The organism is Dyadobacter sp. OTU695, from assembly GCF_038440355.1.
Lineage (GTDB): Bacteria > Bacteroidota > Bacteroidia > Cytophagales > Spirosomataceae > Dyadobacter.
The window spans coordinates 1,319,161-1,339,668 of the sequence record NZ_JASATN010000001.1; the positions used below are offsets into that span (position 1 = coordinate 1,319,161).

The window sequence follows — 20,508 nt, forward strand, 5'->3', positions numbered from 1 at the left end:
CGGGCGGTCGTGTAGAAGCACTATTTCCCGAGTTACATCCCTGACGGGATTGACGGGTTAGCGATTCATTGTTTGTCTACCAATGTTATATCGCTACGCGATTTTTGTTTTCGAAATAGATCTCCGCGGCAACTTTTGGGAATATTCCTTCCTCCCTTTCCTCCTTCCTCCATTCCTCCCTACATTTGCCCGAATACAATCCATAATATAAGTGCACCAGAATTACCATTTCCTAAAACAACTCGCTCCCCGCCTGGATTCCGAACTAGCCGGAAGGCGCTTTGTAGAAGCATTTAGCCAGCAGAAGGACGAGCTCATTATCGTTTTCGCAGAGGAGGAGCGTGAGGACGAGTTGGTAAAACCATGCTTCATCAAAGCCACTTTAACAAACAATTTCTCTTGCCTGAGCTTCCCCGAGCGTTTCGACCGGGCGCGGCGGAATAGCGTGAATCTCTTTAATGATTTTGCAGGTGACAGGGTTGAGTTTGTCAAGGTTTGCAAAAACGAGCGTGCCATTCAGGTGCATTTTGAAAGTGGGAGGGATTTGATATTCAAACTCTTCGGGAACCGCTCGAATTTTATCGCCGTGAACACGGAGGGGGAGGTTACCCAACTTTTTAATAACAAACTGTCAACCGACCGGAGCCTGACGGTAGCCTCGCTGAACCGCGACATTGATCAGTCGTGGGAGGCGTTTGTGGCTCATGGGGGACGTTTTGAACTGCTTTTCCCGACGTTTGGAAAGGTTGCGAACAAATATCTTTCGTCCAAACTGGCCGGTAAGGAAGACCTTGCCGAGCGCTGGGCGATTGTGCAGGAGTTTTTGAAAGAGCTCGGATCGCCGGCTTTTTACATTACCAAAATTGAGAATATCCCTGCGTTGACGCTCTTTGAAACAGGCGAGGTTGTCCAGGTCTTGCACGATCCGATCGAGGCGTTGAATGCATTCTATCTGGCCTATATCCGGTTGAGCGGGCTGGATAAGGAGAAAGCCGACATCGTAAGATTGTTGAGAAAGCGCATTCAGCAAACGGATAATTACCTTGAAAATACCTTCCAGAAGCTCGTCGATCTGGAAAATGCGACTAAAAATGACGAGCTGGCCAATATTATCATGGCTAACCTGCATATCATTCCCGAGCGGGCCGACAAAGCGGAACTCTATGATTTCTATCGAGACCAGCCCATTACCATCAAACTTAAAAAAGATCTCTCGGCGCAGAGAAATGCAGAAGGCTACTATCGCAAAGCCAAAAACGAAAAGATCGAAATCGACCGGCTCAACGACAGTCTTTCCGCACGCGAGGCGGAACGGAAACGGTTGCAGGAGCATTTGGAGCACATCGAAAGTATTGAGTCGCTGCGGGATTTGCGGGCTTATATTAAAGCCAATAAACTGGAACAGGGCAATGCAGCACCTGCCATCGACGAGCTCTTCAAGCGTATCGATTTTATGGGATATACGATCCTGATCGGGCGGAATGCTAAAAACAGTGATCTGCTGACCAAACAGGCGCATAAGGAGGATCTGTGGCTTCACGCCAAAGACGTAACCGGTTCGCATGTGGTGGTAAAGAACCAGCCCGGACGGAAATTTCCCGCGCCGGTGATCGAGCGGGCGGCGGAACTGGCGGCTTTTTTCTCGAAACGCAAGAATGATTCGCTTTGCCCGGTGATCGTGACGCCGAAAAAATTTGTGCGCAAACCGAAAGGCCTGCCCGACGGCCTGGTGCTGATCGACAAGGAGGATGTCGTAATGGTTGTGGCGAAAGGGGAGTAAGCGGGGGCCAAGTGTCCTAAAAATGAAGTTTTTATTATTTATTAACAGAAATCCCCCTTTGAATAATCTTTTGCTATTGCGAACTTCGTGAGAAATTTGAGAACCGGAATTTTAGTGCAGAATGCTCGAAAGTCGTCGATTTGTTATCATTGGATTTTTTGCTTTAGTAGGTGTTATATACTTATTACGACTTTTCTACCTCCAGGTGCTGGATGAGAGCTATTCCATTGAGTCTTCCAGCAATTCCATCAAACGTGTTACCGAAATCCCTTTCCGCGGGCAGATCTACGATCGCTACGGAAAGCTGATCGTATACAATACCCCCGTTTATGACCTGCTTGTGACGCCCTACAAGGTGAGAATGGACGATACGCTCCGTTTTTGCCAGGTTTTGGGCATTGAACGGCACGATTTCGACAGTTTGATGGCCGCCGCGAGCGCATATAGCCGCGTGAAGCCGTCGCTATTTCTGCGGCAACTTTCAAAAGAGGATTTTGCTTCGATCCAGGACATTATGGTCGATTATTCCGGCTTTGAGTTTGCCAAGAGTTCCTTGCGCACATATACCGCGCCTACGCTTGCGAATACGCTCGGGTATGTGAGCGAGATCACCAAGGGCCAGCTCGAAAAGCAGGAAGAGCCTTACTACCGGCAGGGCGATTATATCGGGCAGAGCGGTGTGGAGCGCATTTATGAAAACGAACTGAGAGGAAAAAGGGGAACGAAGTTTGTCATGCAAAACGTAGCTGGCGTGTACAAAGGCCCCTGGAAAAACGGGGAACTGGATACCATGGCGGTGGCAGGCGAAAACCTGTACACAGGCCTGGACCTGGAAGTTCAACAATATGCAGATAGCCTTATGCTCAATAAGGTGGGCAGTGTGGTAGCTATCGAGCCGAAAACGGGACAGATCATTTCGATGGTTTCTGCGCCAACCTACGATCCCAACAGCCTGGCTAGCCGTTATTTCTCTAAAAACTTTGCAGCATTAGCGCGCAACCCGTACAAACCGTTGTTCAACCGGCCTGTAATGGCGAGCTATCGTCCCGGTTCCACCTTCAAACTGATCCAGGCGTTGATTGGCCTGCAAGAAGGGGTTATTACGCCTGGAAGTGGTTTTACACATGCCAACTGCCCGGTTGGATGCCATAATCATCCCGCGACGAGCACAGTGGCGCTCGGGGTGACGCATTCCTGCAACCCCTATTTTTACAATGTATTCAGGAGATTGATTTATAAAAACAATATCAAAAACACTTTCAAGGCCTCGGCCGTAGGTCTGGACGCGTGGCACGACGACATCGCCAAGTTCGGGATCGGACAGCGGCTCGGGATCGATTTGCCGAGTGAATACAAAGGGAATTTACCTAATAAAAAATACTACGACCGCTTCTACGGAGAATACCGCTGGAAATTTTCGAACATCTATTCACTCAGTATTGGCGAGGGTGAGCTATTGATCACACCCTTGAAAATGGCCAATGTAGCCGCCATTATCGCCAACAGGGGCTATTTCTACACGCCGCACGTGATCCACGGCATCGGCGACAAGAAGAGCGTCAAGCCGGAGTTTCTTGAAAGGCATGAAACAGGGGTAGAACCACACAATTTTGAACCGGTGATCGAAGGGATGATCGGGGCCGTGGAAGCGGGTACGGCGCGGCGGTCGCGCGTGGAAGGCATTTCCATTGCCGGTAAAACCGGTACCTCGCAGAACAAGCGCGGGGATGACCATTCGATTTTTATCGCGTTCGCACCGGTGGAAGATCCTAAGATCGCCATTGCGGTGTTCGTGGAGAATGCCGGGGCGGGAGGTTCGGCGGCGGCGCCAATCGCTAACTTGATCATTGAAAAGTACCTGTCCCGCAAAGTGACCAACAAGGCGCTGGAAGAGCGGATGATGAAGCTCGACCTGATGAGCAAAGTAGTGCTGCCGACGACTAAAAAGCCCGGCGAAACGGAAACGAAGAAAAAAACGGAAGAGGTGAAACAGCCCACAGGCGACCCGAACGACCCGTCCAATCGCAGACCGGGCGCGCCGCACCCGGCCAACCCTGCCGCCATGAGGGGGCCTGTAACTTTGCCAAGGCAAAGCCCGCAAAAAGCACTTTAAGAACTTACAAACCGATATTAAAATGGCTGAAAGCAAGCCGATTACCAAGAATGTGGACTGGATGGTGGTGCTGATTTACATCGCTTGCCTGATCATTGGCTGGTTGAATATTTATGCCGCCGTGTACAATCCCGAAACGCAAACCAGTATGTTCGACCTTTCGAACAATGCGGGAAAACAGCTGATGTGGATCGGAACGGCCGCATTGCTCATCATTTGTATCCTCGTGATCGACTATAAGTTTTACGAAACCTTCTCGTTCGTCATATATGCTGTGGTCATATTCCTGCTGGTGGTGGTGTTATTTGCGGGATCGAACATCAACGGGTCACGTTCCTGGATCAAATTGGGGAGTTTTTCATTGCAGCCGGCCGAGTTCTCGAAACTGGCGGTGAGCCTGGCGATCTCCAAATACCTGAGCGATCCGGCAATCAGCCTCAACCGGAAATTAAAGGATTACTATCCGATCATGGGCATCCTCGCATTACCTGCGTTCCTGATCCTGCTGTCGAACGAAACAGGTTCCATGCTGGTTTTTGCCTCGTTCGCGATCGTGCTATACCGTGAGGGAATGCCTGGTTTTATTCCCGCTATCGGGATAATCGGTGCGGCTTTGCTGATCATTACCTTGCTTTTTGTGAAATGGTACATTGCGGGTGCTATTATCGTGATTGCCGGGCTGGTGATCTGGCTGATGCCGGTCATGACACGCCGGCGCGGTGGCCTGTGGGCCACGATCATCGTCGCGTTTGCCATGATCGGGATTGTCTTCGGAGTGGACTTCTTTATGAACAATGTACTTCAAAAGCACCAGAGGGGCCGTATTATGGTACTTCTTGACCCTGATTCCGACCCGCGCGGCATCGGCTGGAATGTAATCCAGTCGAAGATCGCGATTGGTTCCGGTGGGATGACCGGTAAGGGATTTTTACAGGGAACCCAAACCAAATTCGACTTCGTACCTGAGCAGAGTACCGACTTTATTTTCTGTACAGTGGGAGAGGAGCATGGTTTCCTCGGTACTGCTGTGGTAGTGTTTCTTTTTATTGCAATGATAACCCGGCTCGTAGTGCTCGCCGAACGACAGCGCAGCCGGTTCGCCAGGGTATACGGCTACTGTGTGGCGGGTATAATTTTCTTCCACTTCATGGTCAACATCGGCATGACGATCGGGCTAATGCCCGTTATTGGTATCCCATTGCCATTTTTCAGCTATGGCGGGTCGTCGCTATGGTCGTTTTCCGTACTTCTTTTTATTTTCCTTAAAATCGACGCACAGCGGCCGTTCACGTTGTCGAGGGGCTAGTGGGTGAATGACTGAATGACCGAATGATTGAATGATCCGTCGTGGAACGGGGAATGATTGAATGAATAGCCGGGGATGGAGCTGAGCTTCTGCGCGAATAGGCCGTTGGCCGTAAATGGGTATTTGAACCTTAGTAAATCGCGTAGCGGTGTAATATTTGGTAGAATCCAAAAAGGTAAGACGTTTTAAAATCCAGTCAGGGATGCAACAGCAAAGCATTGGAGTGGTTGTTACATGCCCAAGGGCATTTTAGAGCTTTTCGAAGATTTTTCCTACCAATATTACATGCCTAACGGCATTTGAGCTCGCACGAACCGCATTTAAAATTCCAATATTCATTCGATCACTCCTCACCCAACGGTGCCCCATTCAATCATTCAATCATTCAATCATTCAAAATTATCACATCCTCCCCGCCGCCAAAACGAGCAATACCCACCCCACGATCAACGCCAGGCCTCCGATAGGTGCTGTGGCGCCGAATTTGGTGATGCCTGTGAAGCAGATCGCGTACAGAGAGCCGGAAAAGATGATCACGCCTACTGCGAACGCATTACCTGACCAGCCTAGCAGTTTCACGGCGTCCTCGCCTGCGCGTTGCATGAGTATGCCCACGAGCACCATTGCGAGCGCGTGGTAGAACTGGTATTTCACCGCTGTTTCAAAAGTTTCGGTGCGGCCGGACGCTTCCAGCATTCCTTTTAATGCATGTGCGCCGAATGCGCCGAGGGCTACGGCCAGCGCGCCCAGGATTCCACCTGCCTGTATCATGAATTTCATATCGTAAACCGGTATTAAGTATGGGTTAAATTGTAAAGAAGATGATTTACCGTTTGCTAGAATCCCGGCAAATCAGGCCGGTAAAGTTAGGCGAGGGCACAGGTGCGACCAACTCTTTATGGCAATTTTATTAACTTGCGCGCTTTGGAATGGCATTTCGGAATGCCGCTCATCGTGGAAAAGACTCGACCAATGACCATAGAACGCTTCATTCAGCTGTGGACGCACCGCTATCATAAATACACACACATTGCAAAGGCGCATTGGAAAGGCCGCCGGGCCAGGGCGCATTTCCGGGGCATTAAAAGCGGTCTGAAAAAAGGCCGGGAACTGATCGCCATCATCCGTACAGAGCATTTCGGGGACATTGTAGCGGCCGAGCCGATCTCGCGCTATGTGCGCGAGCAATATCCCGATGCGCATATTGTATGGTTTGTTAAGCCTGCTTTTGCGGAGCTGGTCAGCCACAATCCTCATGTGGACGAGGTTTTTAAAGAATTCTGCGTGACCGAACGGCGTGTGCTCATGGAAGGGAATGTGTTCGACAGAGTTTTTGAGCTGCAATTCAAGAATAACAACCATTGCCCTAAATGCCAGGTGTATACCGAAAACCCGGTGGCATTGAAGCGCGACATTAATGTTTTGAATTATTTCGATTACGGCAATCTGCTGGAAGTTTTTGCCCAGACCGGAGACCTGATCGCCCCCAAAACATCCTTCCCGGCCGATGATGAGCCAAGATTATATTTGCAACCGTCCCACAAAGCGAAAGTAGATGGCCTTGGTTTACCCGAAAAATACATTGTCATGCATTGCCGCTCTAACTACGAGCCCAAAGACTGGCCGGCCGATCGCTGGAACCGGCTTGTGCATTGGCTGGCGGAAGCATACGATTACCAGTTGGTTGAAATCGGTTTGGAAAGCAATCTGAGCATACAAACACCCGCATACCGAAACCTGTGCGGTCAGCTGAGCATTCTCGAAACCGCCGAGGTGATCCGTCGCGCTTCTTTCTTTATCGGGCTCGATAGCGGGCCATCGCATTTGGGCAATGCCACCGGGACATTCGGGATTATATTGATGGGTGCCCTCAATAACTTCCTGAATTACAACCCTTACTCGGGTAAATATGGCCGGCAGGAGAATGCGTTACTGGTAAGGCAGGCGGGCTTGCCCTGTGCGCAGCTTCCGTTTGAATTTGTTCGGGAACAGGTGAAATCGGTGCTCGAAAAGAGTGCGGACAACGCGCCGAAAGTGCTATCGTGAGCCAAAGATCGCGCTTCCTACGCGTACGAGCGTGCTGCCTTCTTCCTGGGCAATGAGGTAATCGCCGCTCATGCCCATCGAGAGTTCGCGCATGGTGACCTGAGCGCTTTCGTACCTTTTGAACGATTCGAAGGTGTTTTTCAACCCGCGGAATTCAGCCCTTACCACATCCGGATCGTCAGTGTTCGAAGCCATCCCCATTAACCCGACGATTCTCACGTTTGTCAATGCGGCTAGCTCGTCAGATGTAATGATTTCCAATGCTTCCTCTTCTGAAAGGCCGAACTTGGTTTCCTCCCGGGCGATGTAGATTTGCAGGAGGCAATCGATGACGCGGTCGTTTTTTTTAGCTTCCTTATGGATTTCTTTCAATAGTTTCAAACTGTCGACCGAATGCACCAGGCTAACAAACGGCGCCATGTATTTGACCTTGTTGGTCTGCAAATGCCCGATCATGTGCCATTCGATGTCCTTGGGTAGCTCTTCATACTTCGCCACCATCTCCTGCACCTTATTCTCGCCGAAAAGCCTTGCGCCTGCCTGGTAAGCTTCGGTCAGCAGACTGGTTGGTTTGGTTTTTGTAACCGCGACCAGCCGTGTTCCTTTGCGTAATCCTTGTTCTATCTTTGCGAGATTGTCGGCTATGGAAGGCATGTGAGGGGACTAAAAAATTGATAATTAAGCCGTTAATTCAAGAAATTATTGACCGGAGGCTATAAATCGCGGTTTGCGTGTTTCAAAATTGAAAAAAACATACTTCTTTTACCAACTAAATTCAAAATTTAACCTTCTGTATGGACTACAACCAGGAACAAAAGCAAGACAGAAAAACTCTCCTATGGGCCGCGTTGGCCGTTTTGCTGTTGCTTAATTTGGTGCTTGTGTACTTTATATACCACGAAAAGCAGGAAAACCTCGCGAAGGACGAGATCATCACCGCCAAAACCGAGGAAGTTCTTTCTATTAAAACCAAACTGGACTCCATTTCCACAGAGCTTGACATTAAAATTGCGGAAATCCAAAAACTGGGCGGAAGTGTAGACTCGCTCGTGGCGTTGAAAGCACAGCTGGAAAAGGATAAAAAGGAACTTAAAAACGCCAATACCTATTCGGCAGCGAATTATAACCAGAAGATCAAAAACTACGAATCGGTATTATCGGAAAAAGACGGCGAAATTGCCCGTCTCAGACAAGAACTGGGTATAGCTACTACCAAAAACGAGGAGTTGAATCAAAAAGTGACCGGTCTGGAATCGGAAAAACAACTGCTGGCTGATTCCGTTACCACCTATTCTGCTCAAAATAAGGAGCTTGCTGAAAAAGTAACACTGGCTTCCGCGCTCCATGCCGAGAATGTCACTGTCAATGCGGTTTCTTCAAAAGGTAAAGAACGCGAGGGGGGTAAATACCGGGCCAAACGCATCGATAAGCTGAGAGTGAACTTTAAACTGGCCGAAAATGCCGTTGCAAAGCAGAACGAGAAAGAAATTTACCTGCGTGTACTCGATCCGGACGGTGCTGTGCTGTCGGATATGGCTACGGGTTCAGGTTCGTTTATGTTTAATGGTAAAGAGTTGATTTATAGCTCAAAACAAACGGTGAGTTTTACAAATACAGGCCAGTCGGTGGATATTTTCTATGGCCGCGGCGGTATCCCGATGAAAGACGGCAAATACGCGATCGAACTTTACAGTGAAGGTTTCAAGATCGGTCAGGGCGATTTCACGGTGAAATAACAGTCGTAAGTTTCGGTTAAGTCATTGCAGGGCTTGGAATTTTAAATTTCAAGCCCTATTTTTGCACCCTCATTTTGATGATTGCATCGAAATGAGGTTTTTAATTTATCATACAATAACCAATTACCGTATGTCTAAGCAATATGAAACGGTGTTCATTCTAACTCCCATTTTGTCTGAGGCCCAGGCAAAGGACGCCGTTGAAAAATTCACGACAATCATCACCTCAAACGGTGCTAAGATTGTACATGAAGAAAACTGGGGATTGCGCAAGCTGGCCTACCCTATCCAAAAGAAAAACTCAGGTTTCTATCACGTAGTAGAATATACTGCGAATGAAGGAAACGTGGTAGATGTTTTGGAAACCGAGTTCCGTCGTGACGAGCGCGTTTTGCGTTTTATGACTATCGCCCTGGATAAGCATTCAATTGCTTACAACGAGAAAAAACGTAAGGGTCTGGTAGGCAGAAAGAAAGAAGAAGCAACTGAGTCAAAAACCGAAAACGCATAAGCTATGTCACTCGTAAACGAGCCGGTTGAAAAAAACATTAACCGCAAAAAATACTGCCGTTTCAAAAAAGCAGGCATCAAATACATCGATTACAAGAATCCAGATTTCCTTTTGAAACTTGTAAACGAGCAAGGTAAAATCCTTCCACGCCGCCTGACCGGTACCAGCCTGAAATATCAGCGCAAAGTGTCGCAAGCGATCAAAAGAGCACGTCACCTGGCACTGTTGCCGTTTGTTGCTGACCAATTGAAATAATACAGTAAAGAGCTACCAAAATGGAAATCATACTTTTAACAGATATAGCAGGGGTAGGTTACAAGAACGATATCGTGACTGTGAAAGCGGGTTACGGTCGTAACTACCTGATCCCTCAGGGTTTTGCGTTGCTGGCAAATGCCTCCAACCGCAAAATCGTTACTGAAAACGTACGTCAGGCTGCGCACAAAGCTGAGAAGCTGAAAAAAGACGCGGAAGACATCGCAACGGCGATCGGCGACCTGACAATCGACATCAAAACTGTGGTAGGTGAAAGCGGCCGTATCTTCGGACGTGTTACCAACACACAGGTTTCGGACATCCTCAAAGCAAAAGGCTTCGATATCGACCGTAAGAAAATCACTGTTGACGACGTGAAATCAATCGGTTCGTACTCCGCATTGATCGACCTTCACAAAGAAGTGAAACATAAAGTTACGTTGAACGTTGTTGCAGCGGAAGATTAATTGTTTCAAAAGAGCATAAAAAAAGACAACCCGAAAGGTTGTCTTTTTTTATGCTCTTTTGAAAAGCTTTAGGCAATAAGCTTTAAGCTATATGCTCAATGTACCTGCAGCCTACCGCTTACAGCCTATTGCCCAAAATCACTTCACCGCCGGAATCCGCAGCACCTGCCCCGGATAAATCAGATCGGGATCTTTCAACATAGGCTTGTTGGCTTCGAAGATGATCGGGTATTTCATCATATCTCCGTAAACGGTCTGGGCGATTTTGGAGAGGGTGTCGCCTTTAACGACGGTATGATAGGTCGCTTCCGGCTCCGGCGTGGCTACCAGCAGGCGGTTATCCACTACGCTCACGCCTTCCACGTTACCAACCGCCAATGCGATTTTCTCGGCGTCCTCCTGTTTGGCCACTTCGCCTTCAAGGGTAACGGTGTCGCCTGATGTTTTCACCGTCAGGCTATTATAGGCAAGTCCGAGCGACTTGACATGCGCGAGCAACGCACTGGCACGTAAAGGTTCCGCTTCGGGGGTAGGGGCTGCCGCAGGGGTATCTTTTCCGAATACTTTTTCTCCAACGCCTTTAATAAATGAAATTAAGCCCATGTTTTTTGGTTTTGGTTAGATAATAGATTTGAGTTTGTAAATGAAAGGTAGCGGTAATGTTAACTTTCTTACCGGTAAGATGCAATTATTATGCCAAATTTGCCAACGGATATTGATTTGATAATATGGGTTTTTCCCGGCGCAACTTTGTACTTTTGCAGCTGGTCTCAACTACGCTGAATCTGCATTAAGTCTCAATGAACCGCACCACATCGCTTGCCAGGTTACAAAATGAAGTGTTCGATATCTGTATCATTGGCGCGGGTGCCAGCGGGGCCGGATGTGCCCTGGATGCCGTTCTGAGGGGATATAAGGTAGCCCTGATCGATAGGAAGGACTTTGCTTCCGAAACGTCCTCCCGTTCCACCAAGCTCATCCACGGCGGTGTACGCTATCTGGAACAGGCATTTAAAAAGCTCGATTTCGCCCAGCTCAAACAGGTCCGCCACGGCCTGGAAGAACGACACATTGTGTTGAAAAATGCGCCGCACCTCGCCCGCCCGCTGGCGCTGATGACGCCCGTCAATTCATGGTTCGAAGGTTTGTATTTCAAAATCGGGCTGTCGCTTTACGACACGTTCGCTACAAATGATACGTTGCCCAAAAGCAAATGGCTCAATAAAAACGAAGTCCTCAAAAAAATCCCGACGCTCGACCGTAAAAAGCTCCATAGCGGCGTGCTGTATTATGACGGCCAGCTAGACGACGCACGGTATTGCCTCGCGTTGGCACAATCGGCGTCGGAGAACGGGGCAGCGGTAGCCAATTATGTAGCGGTAAATGGTTTTGAAAAAGACGCGGGCGGCAAGCTGAGCGGAGTACAAGCCACCGACTCGCTGAGCGGGAAGGCGTTGACGATCCGCGCCAAGCTGATCATCAATTGTACCGGCCCGTTTTCAGATCATATCAGGTTGATGGCCAATGCAACTCTAAGCGAGCGTATCCGTCCGAGCAAGGGTGTGCACCTCGCACTGCCCCATAACACGCTCAACAGTGAATATGCGATGCTGATCCCGAAAACCTCCGATGGTCGCGTCGTTTTCGCTATTCCGTTCGAAGGTTCGACGATGATCGGAACAACGGATACGGAATGCGACGAAATCGATGCCGAACCGACGCTTAACCGGGAGGAAAGGGAATATCTGGCGGCCACGCTGAACCCTTACCTGGCCAAGCCGATTGACCCAAGTGAGCTCAGGGCGGGTTTCGGGGGACTACGCCCATTGCTGGCAGCCGATCCATCCAAGTCGACCAAAAGCCTTGTCCGCGATCATGAGGTGGAGATCGACGATGCATCGGGATTGATCAGCCTGCTCGGCGGAAAATGGACGACCTACCGCCTGATGGCAAAAGACACGATCGACGAAGCCGATAAGATCCTCGGCGACGCCCGTACATGTGAAACAGCTGACTACGTCCTGGCCGGCGGGGAAAACTACCGGGCGAAAAGCTGGCAGGACATTCAGGCACAATATGCTTTGCCGGAAGATATTTCAAGACACCTCGTGCGCAAATACGGCTCGCGCGCCCACCTGGTAGCGTCGCTTGCACGTGAGGATGCCCAACTGAAAGAAAGGCTTAGCAGGGAGTACCCGTATATCCGCGCGGAAGTGGTGTACACAGTTCGAAATGAAATGGTAGTGACACCCCGCGACTTCCTGGCCCGGCGTATCCGCCTCGAAATTACCGACTGGGATGAAACCTTAAACGCCCTGCCCGTTGTTGCTGATCTAATGGCGCGCGAACTGGGCTGGACAGAGCAAGAAAAGGCGAGGTATGCCGATTCGTACGCCACGGAAATCAGGAAGTTTATATCGGATGCCCGATAGCCGCATTCGATTGCCGCACTCACCAGAGCGTTATTTTTTTAGAATGTATATTACTGATTTAGCCTGCATATCGCCCCAGCGTACCTTTGACAATGCTTTTTTTGAAGGCGATATCAAGGTGCATGAAGACGACAGGTATATGGCGATAGAGCCTGCGTACGGCCAGCTTATCCCCGCCGGACTACTACGCAGAATGGGCAAAGCCGTGCGAATGGGGGTAGGCGCTGGCCTTCCGCTTATTCAGAATGAAAAAATCGAGGGCATTATCCTGGGTACCGCGAACGGCGGTCTCGAAGATTGTCTCAAATTCCTTAACCAGATCGTCGATTATAACGAAGGCACGCTTACCCCGACCAATTTCGTGCAAAGCACACCCAATGCCGTGGCGGGTAATCTCGCATTATTGAGTAAAACGACCGGCTACAACACCACCCACGTGCACAAAGGCCTTGCATTCGAGGCCGCCTTGCTCGACACCATGCTGCTGCTGGAAGAAAAGCGTGGTAAAAGGTTCCTGGTAGGCAGTATCGAGGAGATCTCGGATTATAATCATAATATCGATTTACTGGCGGGCTCTTTCAAAACAGGACATTTCACTTCGGAAAACTTGCTCACGCTCGATTCACCAGGCTCCGCAAATGGCGAAGGTGCAGCGATGTTTGTAGTGGATGCGGAACGTTCAGAAGGCAGTAAGGCGCAGGTAAAAGACGTATTTCAAAGCAACAACCTTGCCGAAAATGAGATTGCCGAAATTGTAGAAGCCTTCTTGCAACGCAACAACTTGCAGCCCGACGATGTCGATGCGGTAATCCTGGGTATCAGTGGCGATAACCGTTCTGATCACTGGTATTTCAATCTCCAAAAGGCCCTGTTCGGACAAAGCAATTGCTATACCTATAAAAATATGGTAGGCGATTATCCTACGGGATCCGCCTTTGCAACGTGGATGGGCGTGCATATAATCTCAGGTAAGCGCGTGCCGGATGCGTGTGTGCAGGCTCAAAAAAAATCCCGTACTCCGAAGCATATACTGATCTATAATCATTACAAGGCTTCGCAGCACGGGTTTATATTACTGGGTTCCTGATAAGCCCTCAGGAACCGGCTTCCTCGGCTTTTTCTTTCATTTTAATGACCTTCGCAAGCGTAGGCAAGATCGTGTCGTGCTTTTTAACGAACGGGTTGGTCTGGTCCCAGACGTACCCTGCCAGTACCGAACAGATTTGCCGTTTAATGTCCTCGTCGATCTGCTTTGCAAATACGATCGTCTGAAAATCACCCGTGTACCAGCCCGAAACGTAGCTGCGGAACACGTCTATACCTTTTTGAATTACGTCTTCATAATCCTTTTTCCAATCCACTGCTTCTCCCTGTAAATGCCTGTGCGTCATTTTTGCCGAAAGAAGTCCTGAGGCGGTCGCGAATGTTACGCCGGACGAGAAAATAGGGTCCAGGAACTCGGTACTGTTGCCTGAAAGCACAAAACCTTCGCCCGCCATTTTCGTAACGCCGATCGAATACCCTAAAATCGCCCGGGGCTCGAACTTGAACTGCGAGTCGGCAAAGCGGCCATTCAGATCGCCGAAGTTTTTGATAAACTCTTTGTATTTCTCTCCATTGTTTTCGGCCAGGTTTTCGATCTTCTCCCTGTCGCCCACAATACCGACGGAAGTGGAGCCATCCGAGAACGGGATTGCCCAGATCCACGACTTGTTGTTGTCGAACGAATGGACAAATATGTTGTTGCTAGCCGTTTCTGAGCGGTTTTTATCTTCCAAATGCGAGAAAACGGCCCCGCGTGGCGTGAATGAAGAGGGTTTGCTCAAATCGAAAAGCCGGGGCAGCACCCGTCCGTAACCACTCGAATCGATGATAAATTTGGCCTCAATGCGATGCGGGTTGCCTTCGGCATCCTTATAATCCACGATTTGTTTTTCAGGGCCGCACGTTACGGCAGTCACCTCGCATTCGAAATTAACATCCACACCTTTGTCACGCGTCGCCTCGGCCAGCTTACTGTCAAAATCGGCCCGCTTCACCTGCCAGGTCCAGGTCCAGCCTTTGGTGAACTGGTCTTCGAAGAGGAACTCGCAGCGTTTTTCGCCGCGCATGAATGCTGCTCCCGTTTTTTTCTGGAAATTCAATGGTTCTATCGCCTCGCGCAGCCCGGCTTCTGTGAGATGTTCCATGCAGCAGGGCAGGAGGCTTTCCCCGATCTGAAAGCGGGGGAATTTTTCTTTTTCCAGGATCGTGACATCGTAACCCTGGTTTTTCAGGTAAGAAGCCGCGACAGTTCCGGCAGGGCCGGCGCCGATCACCAGCACATCGACAGTTTGCATATTCAGGCGTTTTTTACTTTTTGAATGAGTTTTTCTTTATCTACAAATGAGAAGCACGTTACAAATGCGCTGACGGTCACGCCTAAAATTCCGTGCAAGGATACATTCTGGCCCGTCAGGTGCAAGTTGGGTATTTTGGTGCGTGTATTGATCCGCGTCTTCATCGGTGAAGCGGAATCCTTGATAATGCCGTACATCGTTCCGTTACCATTGCCGATATAGTCCCGGAATGTGAGCGGCGAAGCACTGTGTATTGCCTTGATTTTGGCCGAAATGCCTGGGAAAACGGTTTCCAGCCGTGCAATTACCCGCCCCTCCCTGTCCCTTTTGAACTGTGCATATTCCGCGTCCCGCTTGCCGGGCTCTGCTACGGTACTGAAAGTGCCGGCCCATTCGGCCGTTTCGGCAGCATCCATATAGCACATGATCGACATCGAATCGGCATATTCGCCTTTTTTGGAAATAAAAGGCGTGCAAATGAAATAGGTCTGGGGCCAGGTAGCCTTGTCGTACTCAATGCCTTCCCAGACGTCGTCGCTATGGTGCTGGTAAATGTTGTAATTCAGGTATTCAAAACTGTTTTCGTGGAATGAAATGTGCACCAGGAACGTAGAGATGCTGTTTTCAAGGGTTTGTACCCGGTTTTTATAAATGCTCAGAAAGCGTTCCTGCCCGAAAATATCGATCGTAACCGCCGGGTGGACGTTGGAGATAAATTCCTTGCCGCGAAAAGTCTCGCCATTTTCACAAACCACTTCCGTAATGCGCCCCTTGTCATCATAATTGGCCGCTATTACCTTTTTATGCTTGAAAATCTCCCCGCCATGCTGCCGCACCGCCCGGCTGAGCTGAATGGCGATCTGCGAACCGCCGTCCACAAACTTGTAGGCGCCCGTCAGATAGCTTTTCAGGATCAGCGCGTGGACGTAGAACGGCGTTTTTTGTTTTACACCTGCATATAAAAGATTGTTGCCCGCAAGCACATTTTGCAACCGGGTATTGTCCGTAAGCGATGCGATGTAGTCGTGCGCATTGAGACCCAATATGTTTTCGTCCGCAAGATAGCCGTCGCCGGATGTTTCAAGGTTGTATAGCGGGAACTTCGAACAGGTTTCGACTACCTTTTCGCAAAAGGTCCTGATCGCTTGGGCGTCATCGGGGAAGTAGGAGACCAGTTTTTGCTCAAAACGGTCCAGTCCTTGTGCATAGGCATATTCGCAGCCATCGTCGAAGCGGATAAGGTCGAACTGGTCTTCGTCGAGCCGTTTGAGTTTCAGCTTGTCGAGAATGCCGAAATATTTAAAGAACTGATAGAGATTTTCGCCTTCGTCCAACCCGCCCACATAATGCACGCCGGTGTCGAAAATGCTCTTGTCGCGGCTATAAACCTGCAAATGCCCGCCGATTTGGTGGTTTTTTTCCAGCACGACCACGCTATGTCCTTCCATAGCCAGAATAGTGGCGCAAGCCAGACCGCCCAGTCCGCTTCCAACAATCACAAAATCGTATTCCTTTTGCACGGCGGAAGTTTGCATTTAAATAGCTAATGGGAAAATCCTAGTTAGTAATCGGCGTAGTAAGAGGTTGCTGAACGGAAGTTTTGCGCAATACAAAAAGAACATTGGACGTGTTTGCCGAATGCTCCTGCATTTCATAACTAAAACCATACCGCACGGCAAAGTCGCGGATGTCCCGGGATGAAAAGAAATGGAAATCATCCGTTTTCCGGTTGAATGCGAACAGACCCGTCGACAATGCTTCTGTTTTTTGCGTATTCCCGTGTTTGGCGGTCAGATCGGTGATGCCGTCGCGGATAAAAAGCAACCCGTCCGGAGCCAGCGCCGCCGCGCACCGATCGAGCAAAATACGTTGTTTTTCTTTGGATAAATAATGCAGCACATCATTTAAAAAGATGACGTCCTGTGTGCCCAGATCAGCGGCCATGATATCCTGGGATACAAACCGCAGGTTGCCGGTTTTGTTGTAGCTGTTGGCCGCGATTTCGATTTTTTCTTCGTCGTAATCTATGCCCGTGATCACCCGCTCTTCATTTTTATAATGCAGGAAGAACGACAGGTAGCCATAGCCGCAGCCGATGTCCAGAATGCGTTTCCGATCTCCGATCAGCTGGTTATAATAGGTAAAATTCTTGCTTTCCAGTCGCCATTTTACTTTGAAATACCACTCTAAAACCGGCCCTTTGAACACATAGTTGGTGAAAACCTTGTGTTTAAGATAGCCGGTTCCCTCCATTTCATCCTTGAAAGCGGCAAATTCCTGCTTAAAGAATGCGGCGATCTGTTTTGTCTTGTCGCGCAGCGTCGTGCCCCAGCGGGCGTCCGCGTACGTAATGCGCGGGAGCACGCGTACGTTGAGCGCACCCGGACGGATGAGAAAATCGTTTTTGGGAAGCACGTCGTGTGCGCCGTGAAGTAACAGGGGCTGAATGTCGAGGCTCAATTGCTCGGCGAGGTAGAATGCGCCTTTATGGAACCGGGCGATATTACCGTCCTCCGACCGGGTGCCTTCCGGGAATATGAGGATGGAATAGCCGTCGGCCACCAACGCTCTCACCTTTTCAATGTTCTCCTCGGGACCATCTTCGCTGTACACATACCCGGCATACCGGATAATAGGCCCGAAAAACGGCGACTTGTACACCCAGCCTTTTACCATCAACACGATCTTCGGATGCAGCATGATGCCAAGCAGAATGTCGAGGAACGAGGTGTGGTTGGCAATGAAGATCACCGGTTTATTCATGTCGAGGTTTTCCCGGCCCGAGATATTTTTTCGCACATGGGGACCGGAGTAAATCACTGTTTTGGCATAAAAAGACAGCGAATTATTGATCGCGGCCTTCTTTTTCTTCTTCGACATCGGTAACAGCAGAATCGTCACCAGCTTGGAATGCAAAAACAGACAGCCCGAAAGGAAGTAGGTAAAGCTCGAAAGGCTGATTACAAACGGAAGCAGGGTGACCGGCGCCTTCTTTTTGCTAATGCGTTTTTGTACAAAAAGATCGAAGAAAACCGGCTGGAACACGAAGGAAATAAACAGAATGCAAACAATACCGAGTACGCTGACGAGCGAAATCGAATGGATAGCGGGGTGCCTGGCAAAAATCAAAACGCCGGTGCCGATCAGGGTCGTGGTTGCTGATAATGCAATGGCCGCCTGGTAGGAACGCAGGGTATCTTTGCCTGATTTATATTTACTCAAAAGACCGTCGGTAACGAAAATGCTGAAATCGTCGCCCAGGCCGAAGATGAATGTCGTCACGATCACATTCACGAAGTTGAATTTGATGCCGAGCATCGCGGCGATACCTAAAATCCATATCCAGCTGATCACCATCGGCAGGAACGAAAGCAAGGTGAGCTCGATGCGGCCATAAACGATGAGCAACGTAAAAAATACAATGGATGCCGAAATGAGTAACAGGTAATTGAAATCGTCCTTCACCATCGTCAGCAACTCGCCCGCCAGCTCACCCCGATCAAACAACTCGACGCCATTTATGGCCCGCAGCTCTTTTTTGACATCCGTCAGCTTCGCCTGGTCTACCACCACCGTGGAAATAAAAGTGGTACCCGAAGCTTTGATGTCGATCAGGTTATCGACGCCGAGCTCATTGAAAAGCGTATCCAGCGAGACATTTGATGTGCCCCGCCCGGCAATCCAGCCCTTGAAATCATTGAATGCATAGGCATTGAAGCCGTTTTTGGCGGCGGCCTGGTTGAGCACGCGGAAGGTGGAATCGGTGCGGCCGGGCGTCCAGAATTCCTGCCAGCGGCGCATGCGTTCACGTTTGAGGTCCTGCGGGATCAGCAGCGAACCGGAAGATACGAAACTGATAATGCGGCCCTGGCTGCGTAATGCGGCCAGTTTTTGATAGACATCGTGATTGACCTGTTCTGCGACGGCACGGCGTGGGTTGGCGGCGAAAACGTAAATGCGCTTTTGTTTACGTGGATTAATGCCCGTAAGTGCTTCCTCCCTCCCGCTCAGCTCCGGGTCCTGGATACTGAGGTTTTCAAAACCGGCATCGAACTCGGTACCCGTCGAAAAGTAGAGGAATATCGCTGTCAATACCGCGATCGCGGCTAATGTAGCGCCCCGCCATTTGTCGGGGATGGTAGGAATGCGGAACGAGCTGTGTTCGCCGGGGATTTTCTGGATATCGAAGCGGGTAGCGGAGAGGATTACCGGCAATGCGGTGAGCGTGAAAAGCGCCGCGCCGAAAAGTGCCAGGGACGAAAATAGCCCGAAATCCTGCAAGACCGTCGAATTGGCGAAATGCAATGCGCTGAAAGCCATGACCGTCGTAAAACTGCCGGTCAGCAGTGGCCCGCTTACTTCCTTAATGGCGACGGGAATGGAGTGGGTATGCCTGAGGTGTGTGAAGAAATGGAAGGCGTAATCGAGCAGGATGCCGAAGATCACCGCGCCCGTAGCGAGGGAAATCCCCGAGATCTCCGGGCGGATGTAGCCGATCACGCCCAAAGCGAAGAGCGCGCCGAAAATTCCGGGTAATGTAATATAGATAGGAATGAGCAGCTTCCGGTAATAAGCGATCAGCAGCGCCAGGATGCCCGCCAATGCGAGAAACGACGTAAAATAGGAGTCCTGTTTCACCTGTATCGCATTCCGCGCCGCGATTTCGAACGTACCGAAATAGGAGAATTTGTTATACCGGTGCTGGCGGTTCCATTTGGTTTTAAATGCCTCCATAAGCTCGAAAAGCGCCACATTCTTGTCCGAACTGCCCGAATCGAAGCTGGTGGAAGCGAAAATGAGGATGTTTTTCCGGTCGGCGGTGAACATGATACCGTCGTCCATCACCATGGCATTGCTATTGTTGGCGGCGTTGAGCTCCCGGAAGTACTGGCCGGTAATGCCCAGCGGATCGTTCAGGACAAATTGTTTCAAAAACGAGCCACCCGGGGTGAGCAGCTGGTTATAGGTGGATGCTACCGATGCGCGGATCGAGTCGGGGGCAATACGTGACTGAATGTGGTGATAGTAGAGCTGATCTATGAGCACAGGAAAGTGGCTGTACACATATTGATATACATCTTCCTGCACATTGGGGCGCTCGGCCTGGATGTTGCGGACATAGCCGTTGGTATAGCGGCCCAGCGAATCGGTAAAATTTCCGGCCAATTCCCGCGCCGCGTCGGCATCCGTTTCAGGGGATATTTCGAGCGAGAATACGATCTGGTTGATGATGTTTTTACTTTCCACCAACCGGTTGAACTCCTCGAAGCTCTTGCCTTTCGGCAGGGTCGCAAAAATGCTTTCGGTTACTTTTAGCCGCGCAATGCCGGCCAGGAGAATACTGACAATGACGAGCAGGCTAGCAAAAAACGCGGATTTGTGACTTGAAAGGAATTTATTTAGCCTTAATAGTAAATCTCCTAGCATTGGCAGGGGAAACGTGAATGTCCGACAAAATTAATGAATTGTATCACTCCGGCAACTTCCGTGCCCGCTGCCGCTTACCGGTTCGTGTTTGCCAAA

The 20,508-nt window shown here is 49.8% G+C and carries 16 protein-coding genes; 10 read left to right on the forward strand and 6 right to left on the reverse strand.

The features are described 5' to 3' along the window. The first annotated feature begins 211 nt into the window (after positions 1 to 211). From AAHB90_RS05370 to rodA, 3 genes are all read left to right on the forward strand, one after another. Positions 212 to 1,780: an NFACT RNA binding domain-containing protein gene (locus AAHB90_RS05370; protein ID WP_342083889.1), complete on the forward strand. Its 1,569-nt coding sequence runs from the start codon at positions 212 to 214 to the stop codon at positions 1,778 to 1,780. Positions 1,781 to 1,901: 121 nt separating this feature from the next. Beyond that, entirely contained in the window at positions 1,902 to 3,893 is a 1,992-nt protein-coding gene (locus tag AAHB90_RS05375) for a penicillin-binding transpeptidase domain-containing protein (protein WP_342083890.1), read from the forward strand. Positions 3,894 to 3,915: 22 nt separating this feature from the next. After that, positions 3,916 to 5,199, forward strand: coding sequence for a rod shape-determining protein RodA (gene rodA / locus AAHB90_RS05380; protein ID WP_342083891.1), 1,284 nt, complete (start codon positions 3,916 to 3,918; stop codon positions 5,197 to 5,199). 402 nt (positions 5,200 to 5,601) lie between these two features. Here the strand turns inward: rodA and AAHB90_RS05385 are convergent, their stop codons facing one another. Then, the gene (locus tag AAHB90_RS05385; protein WP_342083892.1) at positions 5,602 to 5,979 is read right to left on the reverse strand and encodes a DUF423 domain-containing protein; all 378 of its coding nucleotides are present in this window, start codon (positions 5,977 to 5,979) and stop codon (positions 5,602 to 5,604) included. Positions 5,980 to 6,171: 192 nt separating this feature from the next. Between AAHB90_RS05385 and AAHB90_RS05390 the strand changes: the two genes are divergently transcribed. After that, the gene (locus AAHB90_RS05390; protein ID WP_342083893.1) at positions 6,172 to 7,245 is read left to right on the forward strand and encodes a glycosyltransferase family 9 protein; all 1,074 of its coding nucleotides are present in this window, start codon (positions 6,172 to 6,174) and stop codon (positions 7,243 to 7,245) included. Here AAHB90_RS05390 and AAHB90_RS05395 read toward each other — a convergent pair. Continuing rightward, complete coding sequence (locus AAHB90_RS05395) at positions 7,237 to 7,899, reverse strand: YggS family pyridoxal phosphate-dependent enzyme (RefSeq protein ID WP_342083894.1); 663 nt, start codon at positions 7,897 to 7,899, stop codon at positions 7,237 to 7,239. The genes AAHB90_RS05390 and AAHB90_RS05395 overlap by 9 nt on opposite strands. A gap of 140 nt (positions 7,900 to 8,039) precedes the next feature. Here AAHB90_RS05395 and AAHB90_RS05400 point away from each other — a divergent pair, with 140 nt between their 5' ends. The 4 genes from AAHB90_RS05400 to rplI all read left to right on the forward strand — a co-directional run bounded on the left by AAHB90_RS05400 (position 8,040) and on the right by rplI (position 10,214). Next, entirely contained in the window at positions 8,040 to 8,981 is a 942-nt protein-coding gene (locus tag AAHB90_RS05400) for a hypothetical protein (protein WP_342083895.1), read from the forward strand. A gap of 130 nt (positions 8,982 to 9,111) precedes the next feature. Further along, positions 9,112 to 9,492, forward strand: a complete 381-nt coding sequence (gene rpsF / locus AAHB90_RS05405; protein ID WP_090383041.1) for a 30S ribosomal protein S6 — start codon at positions 9,112 to 9,114, stop codon at positions 9,490 to 9,492. A gap of 3 nt (positions 9,493 to 9,495) precedes the next feature. Next, on the forward strand, positions 9,496 to 9,747 hold the full coding sequence (gene rpsR, locus AAHB90_RS05410; protein ID WP_015811483.1) for a 30S ribosomal protein S18: 252 nt from the start codon (positions 9,496 to 9,498) through the stop codon (positions 9,745 to 9,747). A gap of 20 nt (positions 9,748 to 9,767) precedes the next feature. Continuing rightward, the gene (rplI, locus tag AAHB90_RS05415) at positions 9,768 to 10,214 is read left to right on the forward strand and encodes a 50S ribosomal protein L9 (RefSeq protein ID WP_342083896.1); all 447 of its coding nucleotides are present in this window, start codon (positions 9,768 to 9,770) and stop codon (positions 10,212 to 10,214) included. 138 nt (positions 10,215 to 10,352) lie between these two features. Here rplI and lysM read toward each other — a convergent pair whose 3' ends face one another. Further along, positions 10,353 to 10,817 carry a peptidoglycan-binding protein LysM gene (lysM, locus tag AAHB90_RS05420; RefSeq protein WP_342083897.1) on the reverse strand — a complete coding sequence of 155 codons (465 nt, stop codon included), beginning with the start codon at positions 10,815 to 10,817 and terminating at the stop codon, positions 10,353 to 10,355. A 197-nt stretch (positions 10,818 to 11,014) separates the two neighbouring features. On the opposite strand from lysM, the gene AAHB90_RS05425 reads away from it, so the two are divergent. Then, positions 11,015 to 12,646: a glycerol-3-phosphate dehydrogenase/oxidase gene (locus AAHB90_RS05425; protein WP_342083898.1), complete on the forward strand. Its 1,632-nt coding sequence runs from the start codon at positions 11,015 to 11,017 to the stop codon at positions 12,644 to 12,646. A 43-nt stretch (positions 12,647 to 12,689) separates the two neighbouring features. Then, positions 12,690 to 13,733, forward strand: a complete 1,044-nt coding sequence (locus AAHB90_RS05430; RefSeq protein ID WP_342083899.1) for a beta-ketoacyl synthase chain length factor — start codon at positions 12,690 to 12,692, stop codon at positions 13,731 to 13,733. Between the two features lie 7 nt (positions 13,734 to 13,740). On the opposite strand, the gene AAHB90_RS05435 is transcribed toward AAHB90_RS05430, so the two are convergent. From AAHB90_RS05435 to AAHB90_RS05445, 3 genes are read right to left on the reverse strand one after another with little or no spacing between them, the layout of a single operon-like run. Continuing rightward, a complete protein-coding gene (locus tag AAHB90_RS05435; protein ID WP_342083900.1) occupies positions 13,741 to 14,985 on the reverse strand; it encodes an NAD(P)/FAD-dependent oxidoreductase in 1,245 nt (414 codons plus the stop codon). Between the two features lie 2 nt (positions 14,986 to 14,987). Then, positions 14,988 to 16,520: a phytoene desaturase family protein gene (locus AAHB90_RS05440; protein ID WP_342083901.1), complete on the reverse strand. Its 1,533-nt coding sequence runs from the start codon at positions 16,518 to 16,520 to the stop codon at positions 14,988 to 14,990. Between the two features lie 22 nt (positions 16,521 to 16,542). Then, positions 16,543 to 20,412: a 1-acyl-sn-glycerol-3-phosphate acyltransferase gene (locus AAHB90_RS05445; protein ID WP_342083902.1), complete on the reverse strand. Its 3,870-nt coding sequence runs from the start codon at positions 20,410 to 20,412 to the stop codon at positions 16,543 to 16,545. Positions 20,413 to 20,508: the final 96 nt, after the last annotated feature.